The following is a 12,379-nucleotide window of genomic DNA, read 5'->3' on the forward strand; positions in this document are numbered from 1 at the left end:
CACAAAAGCCCAGCGTCACACCATGTTTCCGATCCGTGACCACAACCCTTCGGGGCGTACGCCTTATGTTGTCTATGCCTTGCTGGCGGCCAATATACTGATCTTCCTCAGCTATGTCGGAATCATGGATGATGGGCCGCGGATCAGCAGGCTGTTTTTCGACTATGCCATAATCCCGGCGCGGGTCAGCGACGGGTTCGGGCTGGAAACCCTCGTGACATCCATGTTCCTGCACGGGGGGTGGATGCACCTTGCCGGAAACATGCTGTTTCTGTGGATCTTCGGTGACAATCTGGAAGACGAGATGGGCCATCTGCCATTCCTGCTGTTCTATCTGGCAGCCGGGATTGGCGCGGGCCTGATTCACATCATCACCGGGCCGGACTCTCAGGTCCCCACAGTTGGGGCCTCGGGCGCGATTGCTGGCATTATGGGCGGGTATCTGCTGCTGTTCCCGAAAGCACGGGTGGATGTCCTGCTGATCCTGGTCGTTTATTTCAGGATCTTTACCATTCCCGCCTTCATCATGCTGGGAGTCTGGCTGGCGATACAGTTCTTTGGCAGCGTCACCAGCAACCCGGACGAAGGCGGCATCGCCTATTGGGCCCATACCGGGGGGTTTGCCGTTGGCCTGATCCTGTGCGTACCGCTGTGGCTGAGACGCGGCGGAATTCAGTTCTGGGATCGCACCCATGGACATCCGCCCCACCCGGAGGCGAAGTACAAGCTGTCCCAATCCCGCATTCCGCGCGTTCCGCGTCGTTAAGGCCGGTCCAAAGGGCGTCTAGCCCCGGATCACCTTGGCGAACTGATCGAAGATCGGTTCGTTCGAACAGATCACCTCACCATCTTCCAGCACATTGCCTTCAGGGTTCAACGCCTGCACGAAACCACCAGCTTCTTTGATGATGATGACACCGGCAGCCAGATCCCACGCATTCAGGCGGCGTTCCCAAAAGCCCTCATACCGGCCGGCAGCCACATATGCCATGTCGAGCGCGGCAGCACCCCAACGACGGACACCGGCGCAGGCGGGCATCAGGCGCGCCAGATCCTGCAGGGTTGCTGGCAGATCCGAACGACCACCAAAGGGCAGACCGGTCGCGAAGACCGATTCAATCATACGGTGACGGCTCGACACGCGCATACGAGTGTCGTTCATCCAGGCTCCCTCACCTTTTTCAGCAAAGAACATCTCGTCCTTGGCGGCGTCATAGACCACGCCGGCAACGATCTTGCCCTTGTGTTCCAGAGCTATGGAAATCGCCCAATGCGGCAGGCCGTGCAGGAAATTGGTGGTGCCGTCCAGCGGATCGACGATCCAGCGGCGGGTTGGGTCTTCGCCGTCAAGGGCACCGCCCTCTTCGGCCAGCCAGCCATAGGTCGGTCGCGCGCCCAACAACTCTTCTTTCAGGATGGCTTCAGCGGCGATATCTGCCTTCGAGACAAAATCACCGGCACCTTTCATCGACACCTGCAAATTCTCGACTTCACGGAAATCCTTGACCAAAGAACGACCCGCCTTGCGCGCGGCCTTGATCATGATGTTGAGATTTGCACTGCCAACCATTGTCAAAAGGCTCCTGTCCGGTCAAACCGCGCGTATACTGCCGCAATGCGCCATTGCCAAGAGGAATGATGCGCATAACAGACCCGCAGGAAACGCCGTTACTGGGATTGCAGCTTGCGCGCCTCTTCCCGGGCCAGTTTCACCAGTTCCTGAACAAAGGGCTTCTCCAGATCTTCCGACCGGACAGCTGCGTAGAGACGCCGTGTAATGCCCTCTTTCGTCAGCGGTCGGGTGACGTAGTCCGAATTGTATTTGACCTCGCGCACGACCCAATCCGGCAGAACCGAAATCCCGCGATTTGAGGCCACCAGAAGCAAAATGACGGCGGTCAGTTCAACCTGCCGGATCGTTGCCGGTTCAATCCGTGCAGGGATCAGCAACTGGCTGAACACATCCAGACGCGTGCGTTCGACCGGATAGGTGATCAGAGTCTGACCCCGAAAGTCCTCGGCCTCGACATAGTCTTTTTTGGCCAACGGATGGGTCGAAGCCGCTACAAAGACTGCATTGTAATCAAAAAGCTCCACAAACTCGACACCCGGCAAGTCTTCGGGATCGGATGAGACCACCAGATCGACCTCTTCCTTCTGCAAGGCTGGCAGGGCGTCGAAAGCCAGGCCAGGACGAATATCGACATCCACATCGCTCCAAGACTTCCTGAAGGCCTCAAGAACAGGAAACAACCATTCGAAACAGGCATGGCATTCGATGGCAATATGCATCCGCCCCGTGCGCCCGTCCCGCAGCGATGAAAACTCACTCTGCGCGGCCTCGACCTGAGGAAGGATTTGCTCGGCCAGTCTCAAAAGGCGGAATCCGGCGGCTGACAGTTTCATTGGCTTTGAGCGACGCAGAAACAGTTCAACTCCCGCCTGATCCTCCAACCCTTTGATTTGATGACTTAATGCGGACTGGGTGATATTCAGCTGATCCGCAGCACGGGCCAGCCCGCCGCATTCGTGGATTGCCTTTATCGTACGCAGGTGCCGGAATTCAATATGCATTTCAAACAGCATTCATGTTATTGATGAGCAATATGAGTTTGTTTCACATTGCCCGTCATGGCACAAGGGGCTCAGTTGATCCAGTGAGGCCACAATGTCCAATCCTGAAATTTCCTTCGAGTTCTTTCCCCCCAAAACTCTGGAAGCCTCTTTCCGCCTTTGGGATACGGTTCAGACATTGGCCCCCTTGGATCCCCGTTTCGTTTCCGTCACCTACGGCGCTGGCGGCACAACGCGTGAACTGACACGTGACGCGGTTTCAACCCTGCACAAGTCATCGGGCCTGAACGTGGCCGCTCATCTGACCTGCGTCGATGCTTCGCGGCAGGAAACCCTGGAGATCGCAGACGCCTTCGCACGCGCTGGGGTGCAAGACATCGTAGCCCTGCGCGGCGATCCACCAAAGGGTCAGGACAAGTTTGTGCCGCACCCGGACGGGTTTTCCAGTTCGGTTGAGCTGATCGAAGCACTGGCCGAAACCGAAATGTTCAGCATCCGTGTCGGGGCCTATCCTGACACCCACCCCGAAGCCGCAGACATGGCTGCGGATGTGGACTGGTTGAAAGCCAAGCTGGACGCTGGCGCAGACGAAGCGCTGACGCAGTTCTTCTTCGAAGCCGAGACCTTTTTCCGGTTCCGTGACGCATGCGCCAAGGCCGGGATCGACAAACCGATCGTGCCGGGCATCCTGCCGATCGAGAACTGGTCGGGTGCCCGCAATTTTGCAAAACGCTGTGGCACGCATATTCCGGAGTGGGTCGAACAGGCCTTTGAAAAAGCGGTGCGCGACGAGCGCGAGGATCTGCTGGCCACGGCAATCTGCTCTGAACTGTGTTCGGACCTGATCGAAGGCGGCGTGGACAAGCTGCATTTCTATACCCTGAACCGCCCCGAACTGACACGCGATGTCTGCTTTGCGCTGGGCATTTCACCACGGGTCGAACTGGAAAACGTCGCCTAAAACCCAAAAACCCCAAAGATTCGCCCGGGTTAAGTTTGCCCGGGCGTTTTGACGTCTCGGAATGTGTGAACCGTTTCACAATCGCGCGCACTGAATGCCGCCTTTACGGAACAATTGAATCTCCGCATCGTGATTGTCGTCGCAAGCCCTGCAAATCAGCCTCGAAATTTGACAAAACCACGACCCTGGCGACACTGGAAGAGTGTAGTTTGTAAAGAGTGTTTTGAGTATGGAACCTGTCGATAAAGTGCGGGCACGCACGAACGCGCTGGCAGACCTGGGGTTAACCCCCTGCGCCAATTCCAGTGAAATCAGAGAGGCTTGGCGGCAGATCGCCTTTCATTCGCATCCTGATCACAAGGACGGTGACAGTTCCGGGTTCTCGCGCGCCAAAGCGGCCTATGATTTTCTGCGCAAGGAAGGGTTGGCAACAAAAGCTGGTGCCAGTTCCGGTTCTCCGCAGCCGCGTCGACCCCGTTTGAAAAAACGCATCATCGAACTTCCGCAGGAAGACATCGCCGCCTGCAAGGCGATGCTGAACCCCCTCCAGGTGCTGCCGCATATGCACAATGAGAGGGATGTCGAGGAAATGCCTGATGCAAGTGTCTCGGACCACGTTCCTGATGCGGTCGGGTGTTACGGGCGGCATTTGACCTATTTTGTAACCACGCCCGTGCATCATGGGGCAAATCGCGTCGCCTTGCCAACGACTGTCCTGAGCAGCACACGCCACACCGAGGCTGAAATTCTGAGCTTTCAGTCCAAAGATACCGGTGCGGGGGAAGTCATCATCCCCGATACAATCCGCGAACGCAAGTTTCCAGGGGCCAAGAGTGTGCGGATCAGATTTGATGCTGATCAGGATATTCGGGATCAATTCTGGCTTGCGGGGTAAGGGCCTGAGCCCGGCTGAACCAGCCGGGCACTGATATTGTGTCGCCGGATCAGTTTGAAACCGGGCCTTCGGAGGTGAATTTCGGGATCACGTTGGTTGAGGCGTCGCTCGGTTCGATACCGGGCCAATTTCCTTCGGCAAGATTGATATTGCCCGGAATGTCTTCCTCAAAAAATCCCACAACCACGTCGGTGATGTTGAGATACAGCTTGTCATCCACGATCCGCCACAGGTTCGGGTTTGCCGGAACCTTGCCGCCGCGCGACACGCCGTAAGCGCAGTGTCCATCATATTGCGGCGCATAATATGCAGGGTTTTCTAGGAACTTGGCGCGGTTTTCCTCGGTCGCAAAAGCCCAGGTCGCACCGTTGTACTCTGCGGTGATGTCGGCTTTTCCGCGCACACCTTCGTGCTGCGGCTGGCCAACCGGCACCTGATCCAGGCTGCGATAGGCAACGACGTCATATCCCGAGACAGCAAAACCTGTGCCGTCAACATATTGAGGTCCGGCAAAAGCCGGAACCGCCAGAACTATGGCCGCAGCGAGGGTCAATGCAAAGCGTTTCATGTGGTCCATCCTTTTCGGGTCAACTATGTCCGTGATGCCGTGCTGGCAGGTCTGTCAGGACAATATGCGATTCCCGTGCGGTGCGTAGTCCCCCTAACGCCGCTGTGACCTGGCACGAGAAAACGTGAGAGTTTGGCTGCGGAATGTTACAGAATAAGCCGGTCGCACCGGGTTGGACTCGGCGGTTTGCAATATTAGCTGTAAGGCAGTCCTGATATAGGCAAGAAAGGCAAGAGATGAGCGACCAATCCTCGTACACCCCACCAGCAGTCTGGACCTGGGACAGTAAAAGTGGCGGACAATTCGCCAACATCAACCGGCCGATTGCCGGTGCCACCCATGACAAGGACCTGCCGGTCGGACAGCATCCCCTTCAGTTGTACTCGCTCGCCACGCCCAATGGCGTGAAAGTCACGGTAATGCTGGAAGAGCTGCTGGCACTTGGTCATGAAGGTGCCGAATACAATGCCTGGCTGATCAACATCGGAGAAGGCGATCAATTCAGCTCGGGCTTTGTCGAGGCCAACCCGAACTCGAAAATCCCCGCGCTTTGGGATCGGTCGAGTGACAAACCTATCCGTGTTTTTGAAAGCGCCTCGATCCTGTTCCATTTGGCTGAGAAATTCGGCGCGTTCCTGCCCGCCTCTGGCCCGGAGCGGACCGAGGTGATGAACTGGGTTTTCTGGCAGATGGGCAGCGCGCCTTACCTGGGCGGTGGCTTCGGGCATTTCTACGCCTACGCACCAGAGAAATGGGAATACCCGATCAACCGTTTCGCCATGGAGACCAAGCGCCAACTGGATGTTCTGGATCGTGAACTGGCGGATAAGACCTTCATCGCGGGTGAAAACTATTCGATCGCCGACATGGCGATTTGGCCATGGTATGGTCAGTTGGTTCTGGGCCGCCTTTATAGCGCGGCAGAGTTCTTGGACGTGGATTCCTACAAGAACGTCATGCGATGGGCCAAGGCGATCGACGCGCGCCCTGCGGTTCAGCGTGGCCGCATGGTCAACCGCGCCTTTGGCGAACCGCACACCCAGCTTCACGAACGCCACGACGCCAGCGACTTCGAAACCCGCACGCAGGACAAATTGGAAGCAGCCGCGGAATAAACAAGCCCCAATGCAACAACACGCGGTGCAGCTTGCGCCGCGTGTTTGCGTTTGGATGATTATTTCAGAATGGGTGGGTTGTCCGGGTTGCTGCCGGGGGTTTCACGGACCGTTTCGGCAATTTGAGACTGAGGCAGATCAAACCGAAGCCCCACCTTGGCCAACAGCGCAGCGGCGGCCTCGCTTGCGGTGAAAAAACCGACATCCATCGCGCCTGCCTCGATCCCGGAAAAGGTCAGCGCCTCGGACGCGGCCTTGGCCAAAGCGGGCTCGGCCCCCTCGATCGCATCGACAAATCCCAACAGATGGCTCTGCGCGCCCGATTTGGACTTGGTGGCGACCAGATAAGCCGCGCTGGCAAGTCCGCCTGTCGTCGCCAGTTTCGCATCCAACGCGGTCAGCAGGTTCTGCGGCAGGCCGGCAGGGGGCAAAAACTCGGAAAGTTCTTCCTCAACCTCTTGCGGGCTGTGTTGCAATGTCTCGGCCAGCCAACCCAAAGCTTCTGCCGGAACAAGCATGGAAGATGGCGCCGTCTCCAGATTCAGACCAAGCCCGATGCCCTGCCCCGACAGCATCCCCGACAGCGCACGCCCCGACAACGCCACATAAGGCACGGGCTGCCCGGCAAACTGCGCCAGCCGGTCCTCACGGTCAAAGGCCAGAACAAAGCGCCCGTCAGCCACATCGAACAATTCGGGCGAGATATTCTCGTCCCGTGCTTCTTCGGTCAGCATCAGGAACAGCTCGCTGTCCGCGAGCCGTTCAAAGAAACGCAGCCGGGCGGCATCATTTTGCGGATCCGCCTGCATCGCAGCATGCGCGGTGTCCAACGCCGTGGAGTCAGTCATTCAGCACCTCTTGGACCCGTGCACGCAAAACACGCAGCAATTCAGCCTCGAACCACGGGTTTTTCTTCAACCATGCCGTATTGCGCCAGGACGGGTGAGGCAAGGCAAAGACCCGCGGCGCATGGTCCCGCCAGTTGCGAACGGTGTCAGTCACCGACCCGCGCACGCCAAGATGAAACTTGTGCGCATGACCTCCGACCAACACGGTCAGCGGCACACGCCCCAGTTCCTGCATCACTCGGTCATGCCAGGTCTTGCGGCAAATCGCAGGTGGAGGAAGATCAGCATTGCGCGCATCATATCCAGGAAAGCAGAACGCCATCGGTACGATCGAAACGCGGTCGCGATCGTAAAAAACCGTCTCATCAATCCCCAGCCAGTGCCGCAGTCTGTCGCCTGACGGGTCGGTAAAGGGCCGCCCCGACTCGTGCACACGGGCGCCCGGTGCCTGCCCGGCGACAAGGATTGGCGTTCCGGTGCGGAACCAGACCACCGGGCGCGGCTCGTGTGCGGTTTCTGTTTGCGCGAACCTGTCAGCACACAAGCGGCAGGCGCGGATCCCCTGACGTAAAGCGTTCATCTGATCGTGAAGGCCCCTGCCCATCCAGACTGTTTTTGGTCGGTAAAACAGATAGTATCGACCGGACGCAGCACCAAGTGAATGGAATTTCTTGCTGCAACTGACCAGACAATCATGCGCATTACCGCGACGCATTGATCATTTGTTTCATAATTCGACATAGTGTAGCCAACATGGGTCGGTAAAAAATCCTTTCTGGCCGCCCGCAAGTGCGACAACACGACCAAAACGAGCAGCAGACCGCGAATGCTAGAGTTCGACAACGTCAGCAAATCCTTCTGGACCGGAACGCGCCGCAAGGTGATTCTGGATCGGGTCTCATTTCGGGTCGAACTGGGCACCTCGCTGGGTGTTCTGGCCCCGAACGGAACCGGGAAAACCACGTTGATCAACATGATGGCAGGTCTGGAAAAACCCGACGAAGGCGTGATCCGTCGCGAATGCCGCGTTTCCTTTCCCATGGGGTTCACCGGTGGCGTGTCGGGGAAACTGTCAGCGCTTGAGAACGCACGTTACATCGCCAAAATCTACGGTATGGACCCCGACTATATCGAGGCCTATTGCAAATGGCTCTGCGGCTTGGGCGAATATTTCGACCAGCCCCTCGCTACGTATTCCTCTGGGATGAGAGCGCGTTTTACCTTTTCTTTGATGCTGGCGTTGGACTTTGACATGTACCTCATCGACGAAGGGATGCCGGCGACAACAGATGTCGAATTCAACGAAAAGGCAGGGTCGATCCTGAAGGAAAGGTTGCGCACAACGACTTTGGTGATCGTATCGCACAGCCCGTCCGTGTTAGAGAAATTCGCCCGGAAAGCGGCCGTACTTCTGGACGGGCAATTGTATATGTTTGACTCCTTGGAAGAGGCGAAGCAGCTGTATGACTACGAAACCCAAGGTTAGAAAATATAACTGGCGCCACAAACGCCAGACTGAAAGTTCGGCCGAGGCGAGGTCGGACGCAATTTCGCGTATTCGCAACGCGACGCATGACCCTGCCGCCGCAGGCGAGGCGCAGCCGGGGACGCAGCTGGATGACATCAAGCGCGAAGGCCTGACGGGCCGTCAATTGCGTATCGCACGACGCTTGGCGCAAAAACACAATCTGGCTGCCACATCCGACTATGACGCGGTGCGGTTGCTGCGCAAAAAGGGCGTAGATCCCTTCCAGCGCACCAATCTTCTTGACCTTGCTGCCGCAAAACCATCGAACGGGGGTGACAAACCCAAGGACAAGATCAACGTTCAACTGCCGCAGGCCATGGGTGCCGAGAAAACAAACCTGCCCGGGCCCGAGCTCAGCCCGGCCGAAAGGCGCAATTTCGAAATCGGCCAAATCCAAAAAGACATCGCCCGTCGCCGCAGGCGTAAATTGTTTGGACTGTTTGCGCGCTTGGCAGTCTTTGTATTTCTGCCGACCTTCATTGTCGGGTTCTATTTCTACCGCATCGCCACTCCGATGTATGCGAGCGATTCCGAATTCCTGATCCTGCAAGCTGATGGCGGGCCCGGCAATATCGGCGGTCTGCTTGCCGGCACGCAATTCGCCACCACGCAGGACTCGATCTCGGTTCAGTCCTTCCTGGAATCGAAAGAAGCTTTGCTGTTGCTGGATCGGGATGCCGGGTTTTCCGATGTCTTCAAACAGGAATGGATCGACCCGATTCAGAGACTGGCCCCGGACGCCACGCTTGAAGACGCCTACAAGCTGTTCAAACGCATGATCACCATCGGCTATGACCCGACCGAAGGGGTCATTCGGATGGAAGTTGCTGCCCCCGATGCCCAGACGTCGACCGAGTTTGCCGAACGTCTGATCTCTTATGCAGAAGACAGGGTGAACGCCTTGTCCGGGAAAAAACGTGAAGACCAGATGCGCGACGCACTGCAAAGCTTCGAAGCGGCGCAGGAAGCGCGCAGACAAGCTCAGGAAGAATTGATCGAGCTTCAGCTTCAGGGCGCGGTTCTTGACCCCGAAAACGTCATTGCCAGCCTGCGCGCCCGCATCAACGAAATCGAAATTCTGGTTCAGGACAAAGAACTTGAACTCGCGGCGCTTCAGGACAACCTGCGTCCGAACAAAGCAAAGGTTGATGGCGTCAAAGCAGATATCGCCCGTCTGGAGAAGGTTCTGAAAGACCTGAATGCCGAGATGCAGGATGCCTCGGACGGCGAAAACTCGCTGGCGCGGTTGAGCGTGCGCATCCAGATCGCGCAGGCGGACTTGGCGGCGCGGGACATGATGCTGCAAACGGCAATGCAGCAAATGGAATCGACCCGGTCCGAAGCCAACCGGCAGGTGCGCTATCTGACCGTCTCGGTAAACCCGGTTCCCAGTCAGGAACCCAGCTATCCGCGCAAGTTCGAAAATACGATTTTGGCATTTCTGTTGTTTGCTGGTATCTACCTCATGATCTCGCTTACCGCGTCGGTCCTTCGTGAACAGGTATCCTCATAAGACTCATGAAACATGTAAAAATCTCCGACCTGACAGTCGGCAACGACCTTCCGCTGACCATCATTGCAGGCCCGTGTCAGCTTGAATCCGCAGACCACGCGCAAATGATTGCGGGCAAGATGAAAGAAGCCTGTGACGCCGCCGGGGCGCAATACGTTTTCAAGGCGTCTTATGACAAGGCAAACCGGACCTCTCTGTCAGGCAAGCGCGGAATGGGAATCGATGTGGGGCTGCAAGTGCTTGACGGCATCCGCAAGACGATGGGCATCCCGGTTCTGACCGATGTTCATACCGAAGCACAATGTGCCATCGCCTCCGAAGCGGTGGATGTTCTGCAAATCCCCGCTTTCTTGTGCCGTCAGACTGATATGCTGCTGGCGGCAGGCAACACCGGGAAAGCGGTAAATGTAAAAAAGGGGCAATTCCTTGCACCCTGGGAAATGACCAATATCGTCGACAAAGTTGAAAGCACCGGAAACGAGAACATCCTGCTGACAGAGCGTGGCACCTCATTTGGCTACAACACGCTGGTTGCCGACATGCGCGCGCTGCCTCAAATGGCGAAAACCGGGTATCCGGTCGTGATGGACGCCACCCATTCCGTGCAACAACCCGGCGGCAAGGGCGGGTCTTCGGGCGGGCAGCGCGAATTTGCGCCAGTGATGGCCCGCGCCGCCGTTTCTCTGGGTGTTGGGGCTGTGTTCATTGAAACCCATCAGGATCCGGACTCCGCCCCATCGGACGGGCCAAATATGATCCCGCTCGACCAGATGCCCCAACTTGTTGACACATTGATGCGATTTGATGCGCTGGCTAAAGCAAACCCTATTCAAATTTAACGATTGAGACTTGTTATGACCAAACCCCTTCCCGAGGTGACACCCAACAGCTGGAGCTTTCTGCGCGACGCAATGATCAAGCCCACCGGGTTCCGTGAATACGACGCCCGCTGGAAATACCCCGAAGAGATCAACCTGCCAGGCATGACCGCGCTTGGACTGGGGCTTGGCACGCAGATGCGCAGGCGCGGCATTGCGCCCGTGATCGCCGTTGGCAACGACTATCGCGATTACTCTCTGGCGATAAAAAACGCATTGATGCTGGGCCTGATGCAGGCCGGTATCCGTGTGAAAGACATTGGCCCTGCACTCAGCCCCATGGCTTATTTCGCGCAGTTTCATCTGGACGTGCCTGCCGTGGCGATGGTCACTGCCAGCCACAATCCCAACGGCTGGACCGGTGTAAAGATGGGTTTTGAGCGTCCTCTGACCCATGGCCCTGATGAGATGTCGGAACTGCGTGACATCGTTCTAAACGGCGAGGGACTGCCACACGAAGGTGGATCATACGAGTTCGTTGAGGGGATAAAAGAAGCCTATATCGATGACCTGGTGGGCGATTTCAAAATGTCCCGCCCGCTGAAAGTGGTCTGCGCAACGGGCAACGGCACAGCATCGGCCTTTGCGCCCGAGATTTTCGAACGGATCGGGGTTGAGGTTGTGCCCAGCCATAACCGTCTGGACTATACCTTCCCCAACTACAACCCGAACCCTGAGGCCATGGAAATGCTGCACGACATGGCCGCCATGGTGAAGTCCAGCGGTGCCGATATGGCGCTTGGGTTTGACGGTGACGGTGATCGTTGTGGTGTTGTCGATGACGAGGGTGAAGAGATCTTTGCCGACAAGGTCGGCGTCATCATGGCGCGTGATCTGGCCAAGCTGTATCCCGGATCGACCTTTGTCGCGGATGTGAAATCAACCGGTCTGTTCGCCAGCGATCCCGAATTGCAGGCCCTGGGCGTCAAAGCCGATTACTGGAAGACCGGCCACAGCCACATGAAGCGTCGGGTCAAGGAAATTGGCGCACTGGCCGGGTTCGAAAAGTCAGGCCACTACTTTTTGGCCGAACCGGTCGGGCGTGGGTACGACTGCGGGATGCGTGTCGCAGTCGAGATCTGCAAACTGATGGACCGCAACCCGGATCAGAGCATGTCGGACCTGCGCAAGGCTTTGCCCAAGACATGGTCCACACCCACGATGTCGCCCTATGCAGCCGATACCGAGAAATACGATATGCTTCAGCGACTGGTCGAAAAGCTGGTTGAGAAGGGCAACGCCGGTGAGACATTCGCGGGTCGCGCAATTAAAGAAGTGGTTACGGTAAACGGAGCACGTGTGATTCTGGACAACGGCAGCTGGGGTCTGGTGCGGGCTTCATCCAATACCCCCAATCTGGTCGTTGTCTGTGAAAGCAGCGAAAGCGAGGCTGAGATGCGCGCCATCTTCGCGGACATCGATGCCGTCATCCGCACCGAGCCCGGAGTCGGCGATTACGACCAAACCATCTGAAAACAACCGCTTGCGGCATATCCCAA

General features: G+C 57.2%; 13 protein-coding genes. 8 read left to right on the plus strand and 5 right to left on the minus strand.

What is annotated here, in order from left to right; translation table 11 throughout:
- Positions 1–22: 22 nt before the first annotated feature.
- Complete coding sequence (locus AC2FLP_RS09890) at positions 23–766, plus strand: rhomboid family intramembrane serine protease (RefSeq protein WP_117867980.1); 744 nt, start codon at positions 23–25, stop codon at positions 764–766.
- Positions 767–784: 18 nt separating this feature from the next.
- On the opposite strand, the gene AC2FLP_RS09895 is transcribed toward AC2FLP_RS09890, so the two are convergent.
- Both AC2FLP_RS09895 and AC2FLP_RS09900 read right to left on the minus strand, forming a co-directional pair.
- Positions 785–1,570, minus strand: a complete 786-nt coding sequence (locus AC2FLP_RS09895) for an inositol monophosphatase family protein (RefSeq protein WP_117867978.1) — start codon at positions 1,568–1,570, stop codon at positions 785–787.
- A gap of 98 nt (positions 1,571–1,668) precedes the next feature.
- Complete coding sequence (locus AC2FLP_RS09900; RefSeq protein WP_117872567.1) at positions 1,669–2,574, minus strand: LysR family transcriptional regulator; 906 nt, start codon at positions 2,572–2,574, stop codon at positions 1,669–1,671.
- 94 nt (positions 2,575–2,668) lie between these two features.
- Between AC2FLP_RS09900 and metF the strand changes: the two genes are divergently transcribed.
- Both metF and AC2FLP_RS09910 read left to right on the plus strand, forming a co-directional pair.
- Complete coding sequence (gene metF / locus AC2FLP_RS09905) at positions 2,669–3,535, plus strand: methylenetetrahydrofolate reductase [NAD(P)H] (protein WP_299895335.1); 867 nt, start codon at positions 2,669–2,671, stop codon at positions 3,533–3,535.
- A 229-nt stretch (positions 3,536–3,764) separates the two neighbouring features.
- Positions 3,765–4,430 carry a J domain-containing protein gene (locus tag AC2FLP_RS09910; protein WP_299895336.1) on the plus strand — a complete coding sequence of 222 codons (666 nt, stop codon included), beginning with the start codon at positions 3,765–3,767 and terminating at the stop codon, positions 4,428–4,430.
- A 49-nt stretch (positions 4,431–4,479) separates the two neighbouring features.
- Here the strand turns inward: AC2FLP_RS09910 and AC2FLP_RS09915 are convergent, their stop codons facing one another.
- Positions 4,480–4,998, minus strand: a complete 519-nt coding sequence (locus AC2FLP_RS09915) for a YHS domain-containing (seleno)protein (RefSeq protein ID WP_117872564.1) — start codon at positions 4,996–4,998, stop codon at positions 4,480–4,482.
- Positions 4,999–5,234: 236 nt separating this feature from the next.
- Between AC2FLP_RS09915 and yghU the strand changes: the two genes are divergently transcribed.
- Entirely contained in the window at positions 5,235–6,113 is an 879-nt protein-coding gene (gene yghU / locus AC2FLP_RS09920) for a glutathione-dependent disulfide-bond oxidoreductase (RefSeq protein ID WP_117867971.1), read from the plus strand.
- Between the two features lie 59 nt (positions 6,114–6,172).
- On the opposite strand, the gene AC2FLP_RS09925 is transcribed toward yghU, so the two are convergent.
- Positions 6,173–6,961 (minus strand): SseB family protein, encoded by a 789-nt coding sequence (locus AC2FLP_RS09925; protein WP_117867968.1) that lies wholly within the window; start codon positions 6,959–6,961, stop codon positions 6,173–6,175.
- Entirely contained in the window at positions 6,954–7,541 is a 588-nt protein-coding gene (locus AC2FLP_RS09930; protein WP_496683548.1) for a uracil-DNA glycosylase family protein, read from the minus strand. The genes AC2FLP_RS09925 and AC2FLP_RS09930 overlap by 8 nt, the downstream gene beginning before the upstream one ends.
- Positions 7,542–7,787: 246 nt before the next feature.
- Between AC2FLP_RS09930 and AC2FLP_RS09935 the strand changes: the two genes are divergently transcribed.
- From AC2FLP_RS09935 to AC2FLP_RS09950, 4 genes are read left to right on the plus strand one after another with little or no spacing between them, the layout of a single operon-like run.
- Positions 7,788–8,447, plus strand: coding sequence for an ABC transporter ATP-binding protein (locus tag AC2FLP_RS09935; RefSeq protein WP_117867966.1), 660 nt, complete (start codon positions 7,788–7,790; stop codon positions 8,445–8,447).
- Positions 8,425–10,002, plus strand: coding sequence for a KpsE/RkpR family capsule polysaccharide export protein (locus AC2FLP_RS09940; RefSeq protein WP_117867964.1), 1,578 nt, complete (start codon positions 8,425–8,427; stop codon positions 10,000–10,002). Before AC2FLP_RS09935 ends, AC2FLP_RS09940 begins: the two co-directional genes overlap by 23 nt.
- Before the next feature lie 5 nt (positions 10,003–10,007).
- On the plus strand, positions 10,008–10,841 hold the full coding sequence (kdsA, locus tag AC2FLP_RS09945; protein ID WP_496683353.1) for a 3-deoxy-8-phosphooctulonate synthase: 834 nt from the start codon (positions 10,008–10,010) through the stop codon (positions 10,839–10,841).
- Between the two features lie 15 nt (positions 10,842–10,856).
- Complete coding sequence (locus AC2FLP_RS09950) at positions 10,857–12,353, plus strand: phosphomannomutase/phosphoglucomutase (RefSeq protein WP_496683350.1); 1,497 nt, start codon at positions 10,857–10,859, stop codon at positions 12,351–12,353.
- Positions 12,354–12,379 lie beyond the last annotated feature (26 nt).

It is taken from the genome of Ruegeria sp. CDSA141 (genome assembly GCF_059612005.1).

Bases quoted from the DNA above. Each gene is read 5' to 3' on its own strand.
- AC2FLP_RS09890 (WP_117867980.1), top strand. From the start codon at position 23: ATGTTTCCGATCCGTGACCACAACCCTTCGGGGCGTACGCCTTATGTT.
- AC2FLP_RS09895 (WP_117867978.1), bottom strand. From the start codon at position 1,570: ATGGTTGGCAGTGCAAATCTCAACATCATGATCAAGGCCGCGCGCAAG.
- AC2FLP_RS09900 (WP_117872567.1), bottom strand. From the start codon at position 2,574: ATGCATATTGAATTCCGGCACCTGCGTACGATAAAGGCAATCCACGAA.
- metF (WP_299895335.1), top strand. From the start codon at position 2,669: ATGTCCAATCCTGAAATTTCCTTCGAGTTCTTTCCCCCCAAAACTCTG.
- AC2FLP_RS09910 (WP_299895336.1), top strand. From the start codon at position 3,765: ATGGAACCTGTCGATAAAGTGCGGGCACGCACGAACGCGCTGGCAGAC.
- AC2FLP_RS09915 (WP_117872564.1), bottom strand. From the start codon at position 4,998: ATGAAACGCTTTGCATTGACCCTCGCTGCGGCCATAGTTCTGGCGGTT.
- yghU (WP_117867971.1), top strand. From the start codon at position 5,235: ATGAGCGACCAATCCTCGTACACCCCACCAGCAGTCTGGACCTGGGAC.
- AC2FLP_RS09925 (WP_117867968.1), bottom strand. From the start codon at position 6,961: ATGACTGACTCCACGGCGTTGGACACCGCGCATGCTGCGATGCAGGCG.
- AC2FLP_RS09930 (WP_496683548.1), bottom strand. From the start codon at position 7,541: ATGAACGCTTTACGTCAGGGGATCCGCGCCTGCCGCTTGTGTGCTGAC.
- AC2FLP_RS09935 (WP_117867966.1), top strand. From the start codon at position 7,788: ATGCTAGAGTTCGACAACGTCAGCAAATCCTTCTGGACCGGAACGCGC.
- AC2FLP_RS09940 (WP_117867964.1), top strand. From the start codon at position 8,425: ATGACTACGAAACCCAAGGTTAGAAAATATAACTGGCGCCACAAACGC.
- kdsA (WP_496683353.1), top strand. From the start codon at position 10,008: ATGAAACATGTAAAAATCTCCGACCTGACAGTCGGCAACGACCTTCCG.
- AC2FLP_RS09950 (WP_496683350.1), top strand. From the start codon at position 10,857: ATGACCAAACCCCTTCCCGAGGTGACACCCAACAGCTGGAGCTTTCTG.